Source organism: Streptomyces sp. NPDC096079 (assembly GCF_040303145.1).
In the GTDB taxonomy this organism is placed as follows: domain Bacteria; phylum Actinomycetota; class Actinomycetes; order Streptomycetales; family Streptomycetaceae; genus Streptomyces.
In genome coordinates, this window is the sequence record NZ_JBEOST010000009.1 from 174812 (window position 1) to 193776 (window position 18965).

Below are 18965 nucleotides of genomic sequence, written 5' to 3' on the forward strand. Positions count from 1 at the left end.
CCGTCCGGGACGATCGGTGGTCGGCCCGCCGGGCGCGGAGCCTCGGGCGCGGGCCAGGTCACACGCCGGCGGCTCACACCACGGGGGCTCCGGTCTCCTTCAGCACCCCGTCGGCCAGCCGCAGCCAGCGGTCGATGCCGATCTCGGCGAGGAACCGCTCGTCGTGGCTGATGACGATGAAGGCGCCCTGGTAGGAGTTGAGGACGCTCTCCAGTCGGCTCGCGCCGGCGAGGTCGAGGTTGTTCGTGGGTTCGTCGAGCAACAGGAGGTGCGGGGCCGGTTCGGCGCACAGCACGCAGGCCAGGGTGGCGCGCAGCAGCTCGCCGCCGGAGAGGTTGCCGACCGAGAGGTGTGCGCGCGGGCCCCGGAAGAGGAAGCGGGCGAGGAGGTTCATGCGCTCCGCCTCGGGCCGCTCGGGGGCGAACTTGGCGAAGTTCTCCGCGACGGTGAGGTTCAGGTCCAACAGGTCGAGGCGCTGGGAGAGATAGGCGACGCGGCCGTCGTTCCGCTTGATCTCTCCGCCGCCCGCGGCGAGGTCACCGGTGATCAGCCGCATGAGGGTGCTCTTCCCGGCGCCGTTGGGACCGGTCAGCGCGATGCGCTCCGGGCCGCGGACGGCCAGGTCGACGCCGCCCGCGGCGAACACGTCCGCGTCGCCGAGCCGGACCTGCATCTGCTCGCCGGTGAACAGGTTGCGGCCGGCGGGCACGTGGGTGTCGGGCAGTTCCAGGGTGAGGCGAACCTCCTCACGCAGCGCGCGCCCGGCCTCGTCCAGGCGGGCCTTCGCCTCGCTGACCCGGGCGGCGTGCATCGTGCCGGACTTGCCCGCGGCCTCCTGCGCGCCCCGCTTCATGTTCCCGGCGAAGATGCGCGGCAGGCCGGCGTTCTTGAGGTTCTTCGCGGCGTTGCCGGCCCTGCGGTCGGCGCGCTCACGGGCCTGCTGGGCCTCGCGCTTCTCGCGCTTGAGTTCCTGTTCGGCGGTGCGGACGTTCTTCTCGGCGACTTCCTGTTCGGCGCGGACGGCCTCGTCGTATGCGGTGAAATTGCCCCCGTACAGGCGGAGTTCGTCGCTGCCGAGTTCGGCGATGCGTTCCGTCCGGTCGAGCAGCGCGCGGTCGTGGCTGACGAGGAGCAGGCAGCCGTTGAAGTCCGACAGGACGTCGTAGAGGTGATGGCGGGCCTGTGTGTCGAGGTTGTTGGTGGGTTCGTCGAGGAGGAGGACGTCGGGGCGCTTGAGCAGCTGGGCGGCGAGCCCGAGGGAGACGACCTGGCCACCGCTGAGCGTGCTCAGACTGCGGTCCAGGGTGAGGTCGGCCAGGCCCAGGCGGTCGAGCTGGGCGCGGGTGCGCTCCTCGATGTCCCAGTCGTCGCCGATGGTGGTGAAGTGCTTCTCGTCGACGTCGCCGGACTCGACGGCGTCCAGGGCGCGGATCACCTCGGCGATGCCGAGGACCTCGGCGACCGTGAGGTGCCCGGTCAGGGGCAGGCTCTGCGGGAGGTAACCGAGAACGCCGCTGACGCGCACGGATCCGGTGGCGGGCTTGAGTTCACCGGCGATCAGCTTGAGCAGGGTGGACTTGCCGGAGCCGTTGGGCGCGACCAGGCCGGTGCGGCCCGGGGGCACGCTGAAGGACAGGTCGTGGAAGACCGGGGTGTCGTCGGGCCAGACGAAGGAGAGGTTCGAACAGACGATGGCGGCGTCGGACATGAAAGACCTCGGAGGCACTGAGGGCAGAGCTTGGACCTCTGCCCTGGAGAGACAGTGGAAAGGGGGTACGACGAAACGGACCACTGCGGCAGCGCTTGCGAGCGCGGGCCGGTGGCCGTCAGATCCGGATCTCACCCGGAGATGTCGTCTTCACCCACCACGTCTGTGACTCCTCGATCGACAATCTGTCTCTCTTTCACCGTATCAGCTCGACTGGGCTGGACGGTGTGTGTCCGGTGGGCTGCGTCGGGGCCGCGAAGGCATGTATCAGAGGTGGGGGTGGTCGAGGGCCGATGTGGGTTGAGGGGATACGTGTCAGTAGCGTTACCTGTTGAACCGGTGGCGAATGTCGCCAGCCTCGTCCGGGGGCGTCATCCCGAGTCCGTGGCCGCCCTGGGGCTCGAAGGCGGCAGGTTGGGGAGTGCGGCCTGCGGCGGGCATGACGTGGTCAGGCGCTGGACCCGTCAAATGACCTGAAGGTTCTCTCTTGTGCTGGGTTCGACGTGCGCGGAGGCCGACCGTCAATTGACTGTTCTCCGCCGATCGGCGAGGCCTCAGGCTGGGGTTGCCTGTCGCGGTGGAGGGCAGGTCCGGGGTTCACCGATCTCTGTCGTCACCGGTCTAACCGGTGATAGGGTCCGGATCAGTCTTCGGCGCACCGAGAGTTCCGAGCTCCGGCCCGCCGCCTCCTCGCCTTGCGTACACATGTGTCGCGGCACGGCCGCGTGCACTCCTACCTCTGGACGGACTTCATGAGACGACGACTTCTGATCGCTGTCGCGGCCGGTGTGCCGCTTGCTGCGGCCGTGTATCTTCCGACCGCGTCGGCGGAGACCGGGACCTCCGCCGCCTCGACCCCTCTCAACTGCCGGACCGTGCAGGTGAAGAGCCCGGCCGGTACCGCGGTGGAGTCCGTGACGGCGGTGCGCCGGGCCGGCGGCACCATCAAGGGCTCCGGCCTCCTCGGCGGCGAGGTCAGCGGTGTGCCGGCCTTCTGCGAGGTGACCGTCACCCTCACCCACCCGGGCGACGGCGACCACGCCAGGATCAGGACCTGGCTGCCCGAGCAGGGCTGGAACGGGCGCTTCCAGGCGATCGGCGGCAGCGCCTACCTCGCCGGGGACAACGGCGTCGGGCTCGGCGCCGCGGTGAAGAACGGCTACGCCGTCACCACGACGGATGCCGGCGTCGGCGACGTACTCGACGTGAGCTGGGCGCTGGACGGTGACGGCAGGACCGACAAGGTCGCGCTGGAGAACTTCGCCTCCCGGTCCCAGCACGAGGCCTCCGTCGTCGGCAAGGACGTCGTCGCCGCGGTCTACGGCAAGCGCGCCTCGTACGCCTACTTCACCGGCTGCTCCACCGGCGGCCGCCAGGGCTACATGGAGGCGCAGCGCTACCCGGACGACTACGACGGCATCCTCGCCGACGCGCCGGCCATCAGCTGGGACGAGTACGAGGTCGCCACCCTGTGGCCGCAGGTCGTCATGAACAACGAGAGGACCTACCCGACCGGCTGTGAGCTGGACGCCTTCACCAACGCCGCCGTCAAGGCGTGCGACAGGCTCGACGGGGCCCGGGACGGGCTGGTCGAGGACACCTCCCGTTGCGACTTCGACCCGCGTCCGCTGATCGGCACGAAGGTCGTGTGCGAGGGCAAGGAGCTGACCATCTCCGCCGCTGACGCGGCCGTCGTCCGCAAGATCTGGGACGGTCCGCGCACCACGACCGGTAAGAAGCTGTGGCCCGGCGTTCCGGTCGGCGCGGACCTGAAGGGCCTGGCCGGCACCGTCGTCGACACCGACGCCACCGTCAAGGGCGCGCCCTTTCCGGTGCCCGCCTACTGGCTCACCCACTGGGTGAAGAAGAATCCGTCCTTCGACATCTCGACCATCACGTACGGCCAGTTCACCGAACTGTTCAAGCAGTCCCAGGCCGAGTACGACGGGATCATCGGCACGGACGACGCCGACCTGTCCGCCTTCCGCGACTCCGACGGCAAGCTGCTGACCTGGCACGGCAGCGCCGACGAGTTCATCCCCACGCAGGGCACCGTGAAGTACCGCAAGCAGGTCGAGCGGATGATGGGCGGCACCGAGAACGTCGACGACTTCTACCGTCTGTTCCTCGCCCCGGGCACCAGCCACTGCGGCCTGAACGGCCAGGACGGCTCCACCGACGGCCTCGCCGCCCTCACCGCCTGGGTCGAGCAGGGCGAGGCGCCCAGGACGCTGCCCGCCACGCTGGTGAACGCCGACGGCAAGCAGGTCGAGCGCAACCTGTGCCGGTACCCCCAGGTGTCCCACTACAAGGGCTACGGTGCCCTCGACGAGGTGACCAGCTTCCGCTGCGTCTCCCCGTCCCGGCACTGAACCGGCTTCCTGACCGGCTGAATCGGGAAAGCCCGGACTCCTCATGAGCACGCAGACCTCGACCGCCGCGGCCTCGGCGGCGGCCGGGGAACGCTCCTCCCTGCCGAGGCCGTACCCGGGCCGTGGCGTCCTCGCTGGGACGTGGCCACTGGCGTTCGCCGGATCCCACGACGACGTCGATGCGGTGGCGATCACGGTGCTGGTCGCCCACCCGTCGATCGACGCCGTGTCCCAGCTGATCGACCGCCGAGCCGTCCCCGACGGCTCCGAGCGTCGGGTCACCGCGTTCAACGGCGTACTGAGCACGCCGGCCGCCGTCGCGGCGGCCGGCGCCGATCCCTCGCTCGACGTGCTCTCTCCCGGTGTACGCCACCGGCGACGGAGTCCGGTTCATCCTCCAGGCCCTCCTGCTGGGCTGGAAGTCCCGTCAGACGCGCACCCGACCCGCCTGACCCGCAGCCTGCCCAGCCCCGGTCTCTCGTGAGGGCCCCTGGGGCCGATTCCGCCCCGCGGGATGTCATGCGGCGGGGCGAAGCGCTGCGGAGGGACCGGTCCGGGGGGTGCCCCCCTCGGTGCGTCGAGGTCTGTGGGACGAGACCGGCGTCGCCCACTCTGCGGCCGGGAGCCGCAAGCCGCCCCGCACATACGCCAGTTGACGGTCGAGGCACCCTTCGCGAACCGTGACTGACGCCACCGCCGGCAGGACGTGGGAACGGCCCGCACCGCGGGTGACGTAAGCCGGTCGGCGGGCCTTGCCGAGTCTGCCCGCACCGCGAACGGGAAATCCCCCGCCGGCGGTGGACGGGGGACGTGACACCGCGGGCGGGGGAGTGGGTGGGGCGCCGCTGAAGAGCCAAGCCGTGCTCCTGCAGCAGCCTGGCGGATGGAGCCGCCGGCTCGGTTCACTTGCCCCGCAGGGGCACCGCGAACGACTTGCGCAGGGACGAGGGTGCCGCCAGCGGCAGCAGCGAGGCGAGCATCCTGCCCTTGATCGTGCTGGGCTGCCGCGTCAGCTCGACGTCGACCCGGTTGCCGCCGTCCCCGGGGGTCATCCTGAAGACCCAGCCGCCACCCGCGCCGAAGAGCTTGGAGTCCAGGGTGGTGATGGTGACCGTGTCGCCCCCCGGCGTCCAGTCGTACCGCGCGCGCTCCCAGGCGGCGGCGGTGCCCTCGGTGACCTCAGCCCAGGTGTCGCCCAGCTCGTGGACCTGGAAGTGTTCCGCGTCGATGGTGGGCCAGGCGTCAGCTCGGGAGGGACCGAAGTCGGTCAGCACACCCAGCACGTCCTGCGGGCTGAGCTGGGAGACGAGATGGAACCGCACGACTGCCATGGGACTTCCCTCACTCTTGACTAACCGCTTTAACCGGTGACGAGAGGCTTCCATGGGTCATCGTCACCTGTCAAGGTGGTTACGCAGGCTGTGTGCATGCTGCACCGCGCCGAGGCGGCCGCCCCGCGCGGTGATGACGACCTCGTCGAGCTGGGGTAGAGGGAGCGGAACCAGGGGCATCCTTCCCGTGAACCCGGGCGGGGCAATTGCCCGTTACCGGGCCCGCTCACCCCGGTCGGGGCGAGCCGGGCCGCCCGCGAAGGCACCCACCGTTCCGCCGTCGTACCTCCCGAGTCCGCACGGCGAGGCCACGGCGCCCCTCGCCTCAGGAGTCCAGCCGCCGCAGGGCGTCCCGGATGGATCTGGTGGTGCAGATGCGCGCCGACGGTCCGGTGCGAGAGGAACTGCCGCTCCGCGATTTGCTTGTTCGTCAGACCGGTGGCGCCAGCTCGGCGATCTCGCGTTCCTGGGCGGTGAGTGCGGCCCCCGTCCCGACCTCACGGTGCGACATGCCCCCGCCGGCCGTCTCGGTGTCCCCGCGCGACACTGTCACCAGGCCCTTGGTGTACTGGAAGAACCAGGTGCACACGGTGTACCCGGACTCCGCGCACTGGGCCGCAGCTTGGCGACGGCGGCGTAGTAGGGGACCCACAGCTCCTCGCGGAGCAGTGGCAGGAAGTGCGGCGCGTCGACCAGCGCAGGGTCCTCGGCGTCGAAGCCGTGGTCGCCGTCCTCGGCGGCGCCGACCAGCAGCCGGTGCGGTCGCCAGGTCACCCTCGCTGTTCAGCACGAGTTGCACCGCCGCGGTCGCGGACCGCAGCGAGGCGCCGTGCCGGGGGTCGGCCCGCCAGGCATCCTCCGGCAGCGTCGACGCGCTGCTCAGCGCGCCGATGGCCTCGGGGCCCACGTACGCGGCCTCCGCCAGCCGTCGCGCGCGGTCGGAGTCCAGCGGGCTGAGGTCCGCGGTCCAGGTGAGCGCGGCGACCGCCGCCACGGCGTCCCGCGGTCCTGGATGCGCCGCGCCGTCCGCTCCAGCAGGAGGGCAACCTCCTCGTCGGGCTGGAGCGTGCCCTCCCCCAAGTGCCGGGCCCGCCGCTCCGGCTTGTCGGCCGGCACCCCCGCCAGGGCGCGGTGTGCCGCGCGCCGCGCGCTGCTGGTGACCTCCCCGACGACGGCCTACTTGATCAGCGGGTGGCGGAACACCAGCCGGCGCGGCGAGTCCTCCACCCGTACGAGCCCGTCCACCTCGGCCGGGTCCAGATCGCCCAGGCCGGCGTCCCGGTCCGTGGTCGACACGGCGGCGGACAGGACGCCGAGGTCGCCCGTGTCGTCCAGGGGTGGCGAGCAGCAGCAGGGTGCGGATCGCGGCGGGCAGGGAGCGGACCCCGGGTGGCGAACAGCGACGGCCGACGTTCGCCCAGCGGCAGCACGGCCGGAAGGCCCTCCCGGGCGCGGCGCTGTTCCGCACGCAGGACCTCGGGGAGCTCCAGCGGCGCCCGGACAGCCGCCGCGCGAGGAAACCGTGCGCTCGGGCGCCGGCCCGGCGCCGAAACCCCGGGCGAAACCCAGGGCGTCCCGGCTCGGAGCGGCGAGTCGGTCGAGGACGCGGTGCCGGCCGCGCGCAGGCCCCGCGCACCGTCCCGGGCGGCGGCCCCCGCCACCGCGTCCAGCACCGCGGACTTGCCGACGCCGGGCCCTCGCGAAGCGGTCCATCATCCCCAGCACCGGGTGCGGCCTGGCCGTCTACGCCATCGATGCAGCGTTGCGAGGCGTGCGTGAACGCCCCCGCACCCGGCCGGGGTTCCCCGGCGCCGGCTGCTCCGCGGCCTTGCCGGACGGGCGTAACGGCCTCACGGTTCCCGGAAGAGGACCCGTCGCGCCCGGGGGCGTGACAGGCCTCGCCGGTCGGTGGAGTGCTGCCGGGTGAGCCGTAGGAACCGCGGCGCCCCGCGCCCGCCCCGTGGTGGCCCGAGCCCTTACAGGCCCAGGTCGAGGGCCACGCACGAGTAGAAGTTCCACGCGCTCTCGGGGTGGTAGCCGCCACTGGCGCCGGCCGGGTCGGCCTCGGTCTCAAGGGTCATGTCCTCGGGACGGATGCGCTCGGGCAGCGTGCCGAAGCGGGCGAGGCGGGCGATCGCGTCGGGGTCATTGGCAGGGGTGTCGCTCATGGCCAGGCTCCGCTTCGTCAGTCGTGGATCGCGTCCTGTGGTCGTTCTCGTACGGCCGATACCAGCATGCATCTTCGTTCGTCACCCGTCAAAGGGGTGACGTACGAGAAGTGTGGCAACCCGGTGATTCGCCCACCCCGTCACGTCCCTGAAGGGAGCAGCCTCGGTCGTGGCCCCGCGACCCACGGGCGGACTCCTCCAGGTCGTGCGGCTCCACTGGTATCCGTCACGGGAGAGGTGGCCCATGACGGGTCGCCTGCAGGCATCCGTCACCACCTTGACTGGTGACGGTTGCGAATGCCATGGTGACGTCACCGCCTCAACCGGTGACTCTCAGGGTCCGGAAAGAAGGCGTTCTCAAGAGTCCACACACGTGGGGAGCAACAGTCATGGCAGTCACCTACACCGCCGTTGTCGACGTCGACGGAGAGGGCCGCAACGGCGGTCGTGCCCGTTCTTCCGACGGCCTCCTGGAGACGAGTCTCGGTCTCCCGAAGGAGTTGGGCGGGTCCGGCGCCGCGACCAACCCCGAGCAGCTCCTGGCCGCGGGTTGGGCCGCATGCTTCCTCGGTGCGCTGCGGCGCGCCGCAGCCCTGCGCAAGATCCGGCTGACGAGCACCACCATCACGGCCGAGATCACCCTCACGCACGGCGACGACGACCAGTTCTCCCTCTCCGCCGTCCTGCGTCCCGTCCTCGGCGGTGTCGACCATGCCACCGCCCAGCAGCTCGCGCAGGCGGCCCACCAGATCTGCCCGTACTCCAAGGCCACGCGCGACAACGTCCCCGTCGTCATCGTGGCCGACGCCGCCTGACGGCCCCATAGACCGCGGGTCCCGCGCGCCCCCACGCGGGACCCGCTCCCACCCCACCAGAGAGCGAGGACAGGTCATGGACTCCGGAATGCGCATGCCTTCCGGCGAGTACGGCCGTCCGGGCATCAGGCGCGACTTCGAGGCCCCCGACGAGCGCACCTCCCCGGCAGCGGAAGGTCTCGCCCGGCGGGCACGGCCCACGGACACGCACGTGTGGACCTGGGCGCTGAGCGTGACCTTCGCCGCGTACGGCCCGTCCCCTTCCGACTTCCTGTGATCGGCGGGCGTCGGCCGAACCCCGAGGACGTCCGTGCCTCGGCATGCGCGGCGAGTGCGGTTGCGCCACTGCGAGGGTCATCCCGCCGGGCTCAGGGTGTCCGTCGATCTCAGGGGTGGGGTGTCACCCCGCAGCGGCCCGGCACGCCTTGAGAGGGGCGGGCGCCCGGATGAGGACGTCGCGTGGTCCCAGTGTCGGCGGACATGGTGGGAGGCGGACGCGCTACGGCTGCGGAGAGGCGTGGAGGCCCGACGCCTTCGGCCAGCTGTGGCGAGCCGGGGTCCGACCGCTACTCCACCCCGTGACCTCAGTGCGCGGAGTCCGGATCGACGAGGGTGTACATGACGGATCGCTGCTGCCTGTGACGCTGGATGCGCCCCTTCGCGACCAGGGACTCGAGCGTGTTCCTGACCACCTGCGGGGTCGGGTTGCGGTCCGGGTGCTGCGCGAGGAGCTCGTCCCGCAACTCCTTGGCGAGGCGGGGTTCTGCGTCAGCTCCGAGCAGTTCCATCAGGAGGTCGCCGAGCAGCGGCTGTCGGGCCGTCTTCTTCGTGCCGGCCTTGCGCGTGTGACCTCCCGCAGGGGTCCCGGCCGGGGCCGAACGACGGGCGGCGGCACCCGCGGAGGCTCGCTTCGCCTTCGTGGTGGCGGTGCGGGGCTCGTCCTGCAGCTGCTCGGGCAGCCGGGAGGGGTCAGCGAAGCCTTCGTACCGCCGGGCGAGGTTCAGGATCTCCGTCAGGAGGGCTTCCTCCTGCTGCAGCATCGTGATCCGATCCGTCAGCTCCTGCTGCAGCCGGCGGTTCGTCTCCAGGTCCGACGCGGCTTGGTCCACCAGCCGGGTGGCGGTTGACTGGACGGTCACAAGGCTTTCCTCCCTCGGTAGAAACGTTGCTCCGCATGCTACCCAGGCCCGGAGCTCCTGCGCAGATAAGTCGGCCTTGTCCCGCCGCCCCGCTGGGTTCGGCAGGTGTGGGTCAAGGCGCGGTCACGTGCTGCGGCCGTCCCCCACTTCGCGGGGCGCGGCGCATGGGATTTGATCCACGCGGGCGACTGCGTCCGGTGATCCGATCCGCCCGGGCCGGCCTCCTCGGCCGGGACCACCCCGCTGGAGACTCGTCACACATGTGTCGCCATGGACACACGCGATGGCGACCCGGCGCATGTGCTGTGTGACTCACGGGTGTGTGCGTCCGAGGGGGAACGAGCGTCGCGCCGGAAGTCATTGGGGTCCCCTGCAGAGGTCCCGTCGCCGGTTCCGGCAGCCCCGAGGTGTTGCACGAGTCCTCGTGCTCGCACGGTTGCCGCGCGGACTGTCCCCCGAGCACCGCGCCGTCCCGTTGTCCCGGTAGGGGTTCGCCGCTTGTGGCAGGCGGCGGCTCCGGGACGGGCCTTCGGGGAGTTCGCCATCACCTCGCGACCGGGGACCCGCCCGCCGCCGACGGTCGGATTCCCCCGTGTCGCGGACCGTCGGCGCGCTCGCAAGACCCGTCAGCTGAGCGACGGAAGACCCCTCGCCGCCGGGCGGGACCATGCCCACGACTCCGGACCTAAGGCACCAGGAGGCGAGCCAGGTCGAAGCCGCGAGCACCTCGCGCGGAGTAACCCATCTGACAGGTGACTCTCTGGCTTCGTCCAGGAGGTGGCGGTCTGTGTTGGGGACGCTGGGAGCGGGAGCCGCCTCACTCGCCCTCGCGGCTCCGCTGCAGCGCGGCTGGGAAAAAGATCTACACGCTCGCCGACCTGCGCGCGATGCCCCAGACCCGGGTCGTCGCCGACGTGCTGTGCACGGACGGATGGCGTGTGGACGACACGCCCTTCGAGGGCGTGAAGCTGGCGGACATCCTCGATGCCTCCGGGGTGCGCTCCTCGGGAGCGGCGGTCCACTTCACGTGCTTCGACGGTGCCTCCACCGAGAGCCTCACCCTGGAGCAGGCGCGCCGCTCCGACGTATTGGTGGCACTGAACATGCAGGACAAGCCCCTCACCCACGAACACGGCGGCCCTGTCCGCCTCGCCGGCACCTGATGGCCACCCTGCACGAATGGTCGGGCATCCCTCTGCCGGCGCCCTTCCTGCTCGGTCTGTTCTCGGCGGACTTCCGCGCGGACCTGTGCAGGCTCAACCGTTCCGCCCCGTACGACCGGCAGTGGCTGGCGGCCGCACGCGGGCGCCGGACCTCGCCGGAGGCCAGGCCGGCCGGCGAGTTCAACGCGGGGCAGAAGCTCTACGCGGGCTGGAGCGCCGGTGCGGTTCTGGTGATGATGTCCACCGGCCTGCTGATGTGGTTCATGGGGCTGCTTTCCTTCGTCTCGCGCACCAGCGCGATCTTCGTCCACGACCTGGTGGCCTGGCTGATCGCCTTCGTCCTCATCGGGCACATCCGCAAGGCCCTTGAGGACCCGGAATCGCGGTTCGGGATGCGTACGGGGTACGTCAGCTGGTCCTGGGCCGAGCGGTACCACTCCCACTGGCTGCAGGATGAAAGCGATGCGTCGGCCACCGGCCCACGGAGTCCGCGAACGCGGCGGGCGGGGGCTGGTACGACGTGATCGCGATGCCGGACGGCCGGGACGCACGGACGGGAAGAGCCGAGGTGGCTCTGGCAAAGCACGCGGCGCCGCTCGCCGGGCTGTCCGGTGGGACCGTCCGGCCACTGTCGGCGCCCGCCGACGCGCCGCTCGGACGGGACGCGTCCGGCGGCGCGATCCGCGCGGTGTGCGAGCGGTCCGCGACTTCGTGCACGAGCGCCTGTGCGCCCGGGGACTGGCGGACCTGTCTGCCGACCTCGACCTCGTCGCCTCGGAACTGTTGATCAACGCGCTCGTCCACACGGACGGTGGACCTGCGGCTCCGGGCGTCGGGCGGTCGCGTCGGCCTGGAGGTGCGGGACTCCGCGATCGATCCGCCGGTGCCGACCGCCCACTCGTTCACGGAGCAGGGCCGTGCGGGCCGAGCACGGTCGAGGTCTGTATCTGGGCCGGACACTGACCCCGGCCGCTGGGCGGTGGCGCCGGTGACGACGTCGAGAGGGGGACGGTTCGGCACCGGCGTGAGGTAGGCGACCGCGGCACTCTGACAGCCGGCCGCCGACGATGGTGACGTCGACCGGGGAGAAGCCTTGTTCCGGACCGCCGCTGATGTCCGATGCCCGGCGCTGTCCGGTCTCGGCCGCTCCGGCGAGACAGGCGAACAGCGTCTCGTTGGGGCAGACGTGGCAGTGGGCCAGGGGTCGGTACGCCGGGGGAGTTCCTCGTCGACGGCGGTTCCCGCGCCTCGTGGCGCATCGGAGGTGACCTCCTCCAGCTAGGGCCCAGGTCGCCGAGCGGCCTCGGCGGCAGTCGGACGTGGCCGTCCTGCGCCAAGGAGCGGGCTGCTACCTGGCTCCAGCCGCCTACCGGCGACGTGGTGACCCTGTTCGAGTTGCCCGCGCCGTCGCTGGCCGCGTGGCTGGGGCACGTACGGAACTGGTCCCTGCCGGATCCGAGTGCACCGGGATCGACTGGGACGCCGCCGTCCGGGGCGGCGGGTGACGCCCCGGACGGTGAGCGGGGGGAAGGGAAGGGCGGAGCGGTCGGAGGGAGTGTCGCTCCTCCCGACCGCTCCCGGTGTCAGGACGCCTCGCGCCGGGGCAGTCGCCAGTTCGGGCGCGGGAAGTGGCAGGTGTAGCCGTCCGGGTAGCGCTGGAGGTAGTCCTGGTGTTCCGGCTCCGCCTCCCAGAAGGGGCCGGCCGGTTCGACCTCCGTCACCACCGGGCCGGGCCACAGCCCGGACGCGTCGACGTCGGCGATGGTCTCCCGGGCTACGCGGCGCTGCTCGTCGTCGGTGTAGTAGATGGCGGAGCGGTAGTCGTGACCCACGTCGTTGCCCTGGCGATCGCGGGTGCTGGGGTCGTGGATCTGGAAGTAGTACTCCAGGATCGTGCGGTAGTCGGTGATCGAGGGGTCGAAGGCGATCTCGATCGACTCCGCGTGCCGTCCGTGGTCGCGGTAGGTGGGGTGGGGCTTCGCGTCGTCTCCCGTGTAGCCGACCCGGGTCCGCACCACGCCGGGCAGCGACCGGATGAGCTCCTGCATGCCCCAGAAGCACCCGCCCGCCAGCAGGGCCCTCTCCTCGGCTGTGCTCATGTTCGTGCGCTCCTCTTCTCGATGGCCGATCTCCAGCATAGTCACCGTCTTGACGGGTGACGAAGGTGGGTTTCGGACCGCCTCCGTCACGCCCACGCCCTCACCGACGGCGGCATCGCGTTCCGGGGCAGCGAGGACGGCGGGCCGACGTCCTGCGGGCGTCCTCGGCAGGTGGGACCGACACCGGCCTGGGCAAGCAGCGATGACCCGCACCCGTCGGCCGGCTCCCGTGGTCGGAGGGGCGCACCCCCGTGCGTGGCAGACCCGCCCTCCGAGACGTCCCACCCGGGAGTTCCTGGTGCTCCGGGTGCACGACGCGGAGCTGGAGGAACTCGACCACGCGGCGGCCGTCCTCCTGGGGGGCGCCACCGGCGGCGCCCGCGCTGCGCGCGCCGCCGGAGCGTCCGCTGCGGCTCGGCCGAACAGGTCCGGGCTCGCCAAGGTCCGCCACTCTCCCAAGGGGCGCAGAAGATTGACTGACGACACGCCCCGTGCGACCCCCGCCACGCCTGACGGCACGTCCAACCGTCGGGGACGGGATGACTCGTCGACCGTCAACTGACCGATGTGGGGTGTCCGCCTCCGGCGAAGAGTGGGAGGCGCAGATCTCGCCCTATGGAGGGAAACCCATCATGCATCGTGACCAGCCGACCTTGCGTGCTCGCTCGACCTCGGACCTCGTGCCGCCGCTCTACCTGGAACTCGACCAGTTGCTCGACGAGTTCACCCGGCTGCGGATGCGCGCGAAGTTCGTCTTCGACCCGGAGATGGCCGCGGTGATCACGGTCGAGTTCCTCGCGGAACGCGGCCCCAGCCTCATCTGGCACATCGGACGCGAACTGCTCCACCTCGGCGTCACGTCGATGAGCGGAGCCGGCGACGTACGGATGTGGCCGACGCTGGACCGCGAGCGCCCCTCGTCGTGGCTGCTGCTGGAGTCCGAGGAGGTGGAGGCGCTGTTCGAGGTACCGGCCGAGCCGTTGACGGCGTGGCTGGACGCCACGTACCGGATCGTCGCGGCTGGTGGGGAGATGGAGGGCCTGAACTGGGACGGCTTCCTCAGGAGCCTCCTCGGCAGTCCGGAGGCACCGGCCGGCTGAACCCTCACCGCGGCCCGCATCTCATGGTGCAGCCAGATCAGTTCGTCGAAGTCGTCCTGGGTGATGCGCATGCGCTGCTAGAGGGACCGGAAGCGCGGATCCTGGTGCAGCGGGAGCGCGGGGCCGGTGTGCAGCGGCACGCTGTCGTTGTAGCCGGCCGCCACCGCGGCTTCGAGGTGGACGACCGCCCGGTCCGCCTGCCCATGCACGAACGCCATGCCGCTGAGGTTCGCCTGAGCCGCTGCGGCGATCCACGCGCCGTCGGGTCCGAGCGCCGCGCCCCGGTCCACGACGTCGTGGAGGCCCGGGGCGATGTCGACGGCCCCATCGGTCACGTGCGTGACGAGCAGCTCGTGAAGGGTTCCTTCCGACCAGCATCCCGTGGAACGCCGGTGGTCCGGACCACCGTGTGCCCTGACCCTGGAGCGGTAGGGGCACGGTCCCGGGCCTGCGTCAGCATGTGGGCCGGGGTTTGGGTCTCGCGTGTCCAGACTTCCGCGGCTCGCGCCAGGACGTTTTCCGATTCGCCGCCGAGGCGTCGGGGAGAGAGCACCGAACACGCCCCACAGCTCGATGCTTCGGAGAAGCTGGACGTGATCTCTGGCGCCTCGGGAACGCGGCGGAGCCTTGGCGCGGGCCGGTCCGGAGGTGGTCCGGATCGTCTGCTGCCGGACCACATTGTGCGCCACGCGGCCCGGGACGACGCGCTGCCGCTGCCTACGATCACTGGTGGGCGATGTCGGCCTCATCGGCGCCCAGGCCGTCGGCGAAGGACCGCTCGGCCCAGGCCACGGTGGCGTTGGCCGGGGTCAGCCTCGCCCCGCGCGCGGTCTGTGCCGCACCGGATACCGGCGGCGAGTCCTCCGTACCGCAGTCGACAAGGGAATCGTCAGCTCAGCAGCGCTCGCAGCTTGCGCCTGTCGGGCTTCCCCACAGGCGTGTGGGGAAGTTCGGCCAGCAGGTGGACCGCGGCCGGTGCGTACCGGTCGCCCTTGCGGGCGGTGACGAAGGCATGGATCTCGTCCTGGCTGATGTCGTGGTCCCGGCCGGGTACCACGGCGGCGTGCACGTGCTCGGTCGCGTCCTGGTCGGACACGCTGAAGACGGCGCACTGGGCGACGCCCGGATGGGTCAGGAGCACCGCTTCGACCTCGCTGGGGTAGATGCCCCCTCCCCTCACCTTGATCATGTCGTTGCATCGGTCGACGAGGAAGAGATATCCGTTCTCGTCGAGGTATCCGACGTCACCTGTCCGCACCCAGCCGTCCCGCATGACCTCGGCGGTGAGCTCCGGCTGCTTCCAGTAGCCGGACATCATCCCCGGGGAGCGGGCGACGATCTCCCCTTGCGTCCCCGCAGCCGCGGGTTCGCCGCGCTCGTCGCGGATGGTGATCTCGACGCCGGCCATGGGGCGGCCGACGGTGATCTGACCGTGGCGTCCGACCACCGTGTGTTCCTCGGGGCCCACCTCGGTGAGTCCGAGGGTTTCGCTCTGCCCGTACCAGCTGTGGAGCACGGGCCCGAAGACCTCCTCCGCGCGCCGCAGCCTCGCCGGTGCGGCCGGGCTGCCCCCGTAGGTGATCCGCTCGATGTGGGACACGTCGGTCGTGGGGAGGGAGGGATGGTCGAGCAACTGGTTCAGAAGGGGCGGCAGGAGCCATGTGTGGGTGATGCGCTCGCGCTCGATCGCGGTAAGGACGGCGCCGGGCTCGAATGCGTGCTGCAGCACCACCGATCCGCCCTGGAGGAGCGTCAGGTCGGCGCAGAGTCCGGCGACATGGGAGAGGGGAGTGCAGGCGAGGAAGCGGGGCGGGTCGCCCGCGTGGACACGGAGGTTCTCCAGGCAACTGCGGTACTGGCCGTGCGTCACCTGGATGGCCTTCGGAACGCCCGTGGTACCGCTCGTGTGGCGGATGCACCAGTCGTCGTCCGGGGCGACCCTCACGTGCAGCGGCTCAGGTGCCTGAGGGGCGCCTTCGGCGATGATGTCGGTGAGGTCACCGCCGCGTGGCCCCGGGCCCAGCGTTGCCACGGCCGGTGCGGGTACGAGGGGCAGGAGCCGTTCCATGTCCCCAAAGCGGCCGGAGTCCACAAGCAGCAGGCTGGGTTCGACATGGTGGACGATGTGCGCGAGGGATTCGGGCGGCAGCACGTCGTAGAGGTAGACCAGGCGGGCTCCGGCCAGTGCGGCCGCGTGGCGCGCCACCAGCGCTTCCACGCTGTTGCCGGTGAGCAGCGCGACGGTCGTGCCCGGACCGATACCGCGTGCGGCCAGAGACCGCGCCAGTCGGACGGTCGTTTCCCGGAGTTCGGCCGCGGAGACGTGCACGCCGTCCGGGGTGATGACCACGGGTCGGTCAGGATGACGGCCCAGGACGTCGAGGACGGTTGCGGCGTAGCTGACGAAGCGGCTGCCGGAGGACGATGCCGTGCCCCAGGTCGTGGACATGTACTGCTCCAGTGTGTCGGCGAGGCGGTGGTGGTTCCGGCGGGGCCGGATGCCGCACGGTGGCAACGAATCGGGACGGCTGTCGGTGGCGGTTCGTATCGCTGCCACAAGCGCGCAGGCCGTGACTCGATCGTGTAGTGGTGGGCAACGAACAAGATCCATCAAGTGGGTGACTCGTTGATCCCGGTACGCGTTTCCCCTCTTTGGAGCCTTCCCGTATGTCTGCTGACCAGGTGCATCGTTTCGTCTTCTCCGGCTTCGGCTACCGGTGCCGTGTGGTGGAGAACCCCGCTCCCCGCACGGAGCCCATCGTCGTGATCGGCGGAGCCTTCCAGAACATGTACTCCTACCGCCGCCTCGAAGGGACTTGGGCCGAAGCGGCCACCGTGGTCAGCGTCGACCTGCCGGGTTCGGGAGGGTCCGACGCGCTCCCGGCCGCCTACGGATTCGACTTCCTCTCCGATGTCCTGGCGGACCTGTTGGAACGTCTTGCCATCGGCAGGGTCAACCTGTACGCGGTCTCCTACGGCGTGCCCGTCGTCTACGGCCTGGCTCAGGAACACCCCCGGCACGTCGCCCGTCTCGCCCTCATGGGAGCCGCTCCGATCTACCCTCCCGAGGGGCTCAGGGGCCTCGAAGCGATGGCCGAAGCGCTCGCGAACGGCGATGCCGAGGGCTACGCCCGCCGCAGCGTCGAGGCGCTGATGGCTCCCTCCGACCGGCCGGTACGCAACCGGGCCGCCGTCACCCGGCTCCTCGCCCGAGACATGGCAGCCATCCAGGGGGACGGATTCCAGCGGCACCACGCGTCGACCCGCCGGGTCATCGACTGGCAGGGTCTTCCGGCGGGCGGCCTCACGGGCATCCCCACGCTGTGCTTCACCGGCGAACACGACACGCTCACCCGCCCCGACCTGGGCCGTGACGTCGCAGCCCGCATCGCGGACAGCGTCTTCACCCTCGTCCGTGAAACGGATCACCTCCCCGCTCTGGAGCGGCACCGAGAGGTCTCGCAACTCCTCCTGCGCTTCTTCACGGACCAGCCGCTCGACACTCTGGACTTCCTCACCCCTCTCGAACGCCCCTCCCGCGCCCCGCTCGACGTGGCCGCGGGTGTGGCGCCCGGAGGTCACTGACCCCGGCCCTTGCCGGTTCCTTCGCCGGGTGCGTGGCCGCCACCGATGAGCACGGGGGCTTCGGTCGGCGTCGGGATCACGGGCAGGGCGGTCAGACGGCCCACGGGTGAGCGCCACAGCACCGCGACCGGGACCGCGAGCAGCAGCGCCCCCACGAGCAGCGCCGCATGGACCCCGTAGGCAGTGGCCACGGCGCCGCCGGCCAGAGCCGCGAACGGCTTGCTCCCGGAGACGAGCCACGTGGAGGTCTGCTGCGCCCGCGCCTGCAGGTGCGGCGGGCAGATCTGCTGCCGCAGGGCCCTTTGAGTGGTCCCCGCCACCCCCGCCGCCGCGAGCTGGACGGCGCCCGCCACCGCGATCAGGCCCAGCCAGCCGACGCCCGGGCGGGCGATGAGCAGAGGCACTCCCGCCACCGGGCAGACGACGAAACCGGCGAGCAGTGTCCGGCCGGGGCCGAAGCGGACGACGATGCGCGGAGCGAGCAGAGCTCCGGCGAGCGCTCCCACCCCGGAGACGCCCATGACGATCCCCAGCCCGGTCGGGCCCGCGGCCAGGGTGGTCAGCAGGTAGTAGGAGAACAGGGCACCGGTGATGCCGACACCCAGACCGACGACGGTCAGGGCGAACACGAGTTCCCGCACCAACGGGGTCCGTGCCGTGTAGGCCAGCCCCTCCCAGATCTCGGCGGTGAACCGGCGCCGTCGGCTCCGTCCGGCTACCGGTAGACCCGGTTCCCGGAGCCGGCTCGCGCACCAGGCGGACAGCAGATACGACAGGCCGTCCAGCCAGAACGCCCGTGCCGCTCCGGTCAGGGCCACGACCGCGGTGCCCAGGTACGTGCCGGCGGTGTCCGCCGCTCCGAACGCGGCCCCGACCCGGGCGTTGGCCCGGTGCAGCATGGCCGGTTCGACCAGTTGCGGGACGATCGCGATGGCCGCCGCCTGATGCAGGACGCTCACCGCGCCCAGGACCAGGCTGATCCCGTAGAGCAGAGGCAGCGTCAGGACGTGGAGCAAGGCGGCCGCGGGAATCGCCGTGACGGCCGTGGCGCCGGCCAGATCGGTGAACACCAGCAGGGCCCTCTTGGGATACCTGTCGACGACGGCCCCCGCCGGGAGGGCCAGCAGGAACGTGGGCAGGTAGGACAGGGAAGCGAGCAGGGCCGTCTGCCCGGCGCTCGCCCGCAACTCCAGTACGGCGAGGGCGGGAAGGGCCACGCGGTGGACGGACGTCCCCACCAGGCCGGCGAACTCCCCCGTCAGATAGAGGTCGAACCCCCGCTTGACCACGGAGGCGTGATCGGGTGCGGCGGTGCGGGGCGTCACCATCATGGACGGGCCTCCTCTCAGGAACGGATTCCCGGCGGCCTCTGGATGGGCGTACGGCTGGTACCGGTGCTCCAAGAACGGTTCGCGATCGCGTGCGTCACGGCCGACCAGGGGGCAGACCGTGAACGAATGTTCCAGCTCCGTCCCGGGCGTGGGC

Annotated in this window: 17 protein-coding genes and 2 pseudogenes; 9 read left to right on the plus strand and 10 right to left on the minus strand. The window is 71.2% G+C overall.

Features of this window, described 5'->3' with window-relative positions; translation table 11 throughout:
- Nucleotides 1-73: 73 nt before the first annotated feature.
- Entirely contained in the window at nucleotides 74-1708 is a 1635-nt protein-coding gene (locus tag ABTY59_RS20120) for an ABC-F family ATP-binding cassette domain-containing protein (RefSeq protein WP_352020344.1), read from the minus strand.
- Nucleotides 1709-2460: 752 nt separating this feature from the next.
- Between ABTY59_RS20120 and ABTY59_RS20125 the strand changes: the two genes are divergently transcribed.
- Together ABTY59_RS20125 and ABTY59_RS20130 are read left to right on the plus strand one after the other, a co-directional pair.
- A complete protein-coding gene (locus tag ABTY59_RS20125) occupies nucleotides 2461-4080 on the plus strand; it encodes a tannase/feruloyl esterase family alpha/beta hydrolase (protein ID WP_352020345.1) in 1620 nt (539 codons plus the stop codon).
- A 43-nt stretch (nucleotides 4081-4123) separates the two neighbouring features.
- A complete protein-coding gene (locus ABTY59_RS20130; protein WP_502995389.1) occupies nucleotides 4124-4564 on the plus strand; it encodes a hypothetical protein in 441 nt (146 codons plus the stop codon).
- A gap of 418 nt (nucleotides 4565-4982) precedes the next feature.
- Here the strand turns inward: ABTY59_RS20130 and ABTY59_RS20135 are convergent, their stop codons facing one another.
- The 4 genes from ABTY59_RS20135 to ABTY59_RS20150 form a co-directional block, all read right to left on the minus strand.
- Nucleotides 4983-5411, minus strand: a complete 429-nt coding sequence (locus tag ABTY59_RS20135) for a hypothetical protein (protein WP_352020346.1) — start codon at nucleotides 5409-5411, stop codon at nucleotides 4983-4985.
- Between the two features lie 29 nt (nucleotides 5412-5440).
- A complete protein-coding gene (locus ABTY59_RS20140) occupies nucleotides 5441-5845 on the minus strand; it encodes a hypothetical protein (RefSeq protein WP_352020482.1) in 405 nt (134 codons plus the stop codon).
- Complete coding sequence (locus ABTY59_RS20145; protein ID WP_352020347.1) at nucleotides 5842-6000, minus strand: hypothetical protein; 159 nt, start codon at nucleotides 5998-6000, stop codon at nucleotides 5842-5844. Before ABTY59_RS20145 ends, ABTY59_RS20140 begins: the two co-directional genes overlap by 4 nt.
- Before the next feature lie 1387 nt (nucleotides 6001-7387).
- Nucleotides 7388-7579 (minus strand): hypothetical protein, encoded by a 192-nt coding sequence (locus ABTY59_RS20150; protein WP_352020348.1) that lies wholly within the window; start codon nucleotides 7577-7579, stop codon nucleotides 7388-7390.
- Nucleotides 7580-7968: 389 nt separating this feature from the next.
- Between ABTY59_RS20150 and ABTY59_RS20155 the strand changes: the two genes are divergently transcribed.
- Entirely contained in the window at nucleotides 7969-8394 is a 426-nt protein-coding gene (locus ABTY59_RS20155; RefSeq protein WP_352020349.1) for an Ohr family peroxiredoxin, read from the plus strand.
- 76 nt (nucleotides 8395-8470) lie between these two features.
- The gene (locus tag ABTY59_RS20160) at nucleotides 8471-8671 is read left to right on the plus strand and encodes a hypothetical protein (protein WP_352020350.1); all 201 of its coding nucleotides are present in this window, start codon (nucleotides 8471-8473) and stop codon (nucleotides 8669-8671) included.
- Between the two features lie 307 nt (nucleotides 8672-8978).
- Here the strand turns inward: ABTY59_RS20160 and ABTY59_RS20165 are convergent, their stop codons facing one another.
- Nucleotides 8979-9533: a hypothetical protein gene (locus tag ABTY59_RS20165; protein WP_352020351.1), complete on the minus strand. Its 555-nt coding sequence runs from the start codon at nucleotides 9531-9533 to the stop codon at nucleotides 8979-8981.
- 860 nt (nucleotides 9534-10393) lie between these two features.
- On the opposite strand from ABTY59_RS20165, the pseudogene ABTY59_RS20170 reads away from it, so the two are divergent.
- The 3 genes and pseudogenes from ABTY59_RS20170 to ABTY59_RS20180 all read left to right on the plus strand — a co-directional run.
- A pseudogene (locus tag ABTY59_RS20170) lies at nucleotides 10394-10684 on the plus strand (molybdopterin-dependent oxidoreductase); the annotation flags it as partial.
- A pseudogene (locus ABTY59_RS20175) lies at nucleotides 10684-11220 on the plus strand (cytochrome b/b6 domain-containing protein); the annotation flags it as partial. The pseudogenes ABTY59_RS20170 and ABTY59_RS20175, both read left to right, overlap by 1 nt.
- 595 nt (nucleotides 11221-11815) lie before the next feature.
- The gene (locus tag ABTY59_RS20180) at nucleotides 11816-12337 is read left to right on the plus strand and encodes an SsgA family sporulation/cell division regulator (RefSeq protein WP_352020352.1); all 522 of its coding nucleotides are present in this window, start codon (nucleotides 11816-11818) and stop codon (nucleotides 12335-12337) included.
- On the opposite strand, the gene msrA is transcribed toward ABTY59_RS20180, so the two are convergent.
- Entirely contained in the window at nucleotides 12280-12795 is a 516-nt protein-coding gene (gene msrA / locus ABTY59_RS20185; protein ID WP_352020353.1) for a peptide-methionine (S)-S-oxide reductase MsrA, read from the minus strand. The genes ABTY59_RS20180 and msrA overlap by 58 nt on opposite strands.
- 632 nt (nucleotides 12796-13427) lie before the next feature.
- Between msrA and ABTY59_RS20190 the strand changes: the two genes are divergently transcribed.
- Entirely contained in the window at nucleotides 13428-13895 is a 468-nt protein-coding gene (locus ABTY59_RS20190) for an SsgA family sporulation/cell division regulator (protein ID WP_352020354.1), read from the plus strand.
- A gap of 77 nt (nucleotides 13896-13972) precedes the next feature.
- Here the strand turns inward: ABTY59_RS20190 and ABTY59_RS20195 are convergent, their stop codons facing one another.
- Both ABTY59_RS20195 and ABTY59_RS20200 read right to left on the minus strand, forming a co-directional pair.
- On the minus strand, nucleotides 13973-14230 hold the full coding sequence (locus ABTY59_RS20195) for a hypothetical protein (RefSeq protein ID WP_352020355.1): 258 nt from the start codon (nucleotides 14228-14230) through the stop codon (nucleotides 13973-13975).
- A gap of 554 nt (nucleotides 14231-14784) precedes the next feature.
- On the minus strand, nucleotides 14785-16344 hold the full coding sequence (locus ABTY59_RS20200; RefSeq protein WP_352020356.1) for an AMP-binding protein: 1560 nt from the start codon (nucleotides 16342-16344) through the stop codon (nucleotides 14785-14787).
- A gap of 218 nt (nucleotides 16345-16562) precedes the next feature.
- On the opposite strand from ABTY59_RS20200, the gene ABTY59_RS20205 reads away from it, so the two are divergent.
- Entirely contained in the window at nucleotides 16563-17480 is a 918-nt protein-coding gene (locus ABTY59_RS20205) for an alpha/beta fold hydrolase (protein ID WP_352020357.1), read from the plus strand.
- Here ABTY59_RS20205 and ABTY59_RS20210 read toward each other — a convergent pair.
- Entirely contained in the window at nucleotides 17474-18811 is a 1338-nt protein-coding gene (locus ABTY59_RS20210; protein ID WP_352020358.1) for an MFS transporter, read from the minus strand. The two genes, ABTY59_RS20205 and ABTY59_RS20210, sit on opposite strands and share 7 nt — an antisense overlap.
- Between the last annotated feature and the right edge of the window lie 154 nt (nucleotides 18812-18965).

What these genes read in the sequence shown, in the direction of transcription:
- ABTY59_RS20155 (WP_352020349.1), top strand. Translation starts at nt 7,969, where the DNA reads ATGGCAGTCACCTACACCGCCGTTGTCGACGTCGACGGAGAGGGCCGC.
- ABTY59_RS20210 (WP_352020358.1), bottom strand. Translation starts at nt 18,811, where the DNA reads ATGATGGTGACGCCCCGCACCGCCGCACCCGATCACGCCTCCGTGGTC.
- ABTY59_RS20160 (WP_352020350.1), top strand. Translation starts at nt 8,471, where the DNA reads ATGGACTCCGGAATGCGCATGCCTTCCGGCGAGTACGGCCGTCCGGGC.
- ABTY59_RS20130 (WP_502995389.1), top strand. Translation starts at nt 4,124, where the DNA reads ATGAGCACGCAGACCTCGACCGCCGCGGCCTCGGCGGCGGCCGGGGAA.
- ABTY59_RS20125 (WP_352020345.1), top strand. Translation starts at nt 2,461, where the DNA reads ATGAGACGACGACTTCTGATCGCTGTCGCGGCCGGTGTGCCGCTTGCT.
- ABTY59_RS20200 (WP_352020356.1), bottom strand. Translation starts at nt 16,344, where the DNA reads ATGTCCACGACCTGGGGCACGGCATCGTCCTCCGGCAGCCGCTTCGTC.
- ABTY59_RS20180 (WP_352020352.1), top strand. Translation starts at nt 11,816, where the DNA reads ATGCCCGGCGCTGTCCGGTCTCGGCCGCTCCGGCGAGACAGGCGAACA.
- ABTY59_RS20135 (WP_352020346.1), bottom strand. Translation starts at nt 5,411, where the DNA reads ATGGCAGTCGTGCGGTTCCATCTCGTCTCCCAGCTCAGCCCGCAGGAC.
- ABTY59_RS20190 (WP_352020354.1), top strand. Translation starts at nt 13,428, where the DNA reads ATGCATCGTGACCAGCCGACCTTGCGTGCTCGCTCGACCTCGGACCTC.
- ABTY59_RS20205 (WP_352020357.1), top strand. Translation starts at nt 16,563, where the DNA reads ATGTCTGCTGACCAGGTGCATCGTTTCGTCTTCTCCGGCTTCGGCTAC.
- msrA (WP_352020353.1), bottom strand. Translation starts at nt 12,795, where the DNA reads ATGAGCACAGCCGAGGAGAGGGCCCTGCTGGCGGGCGGGTGCTTCTGG.
- ABTY59_RS20120 (WP_352020344.1), bottom strand. Translation starts at nt 1,708, where the DNA reads ATGTCCGACGCCGCCATCGTCTGTTCGAACCTCTCCTTCGTCTGGCCC.
- ABTY59_RS20150 (WP_352020348.1), bottom strand. Translation starts at nt 7,579, where the DNA reads ATGAGCGACACCCCTGCCAATGACCCCGACGCGATCGCCCGCCTCGCC.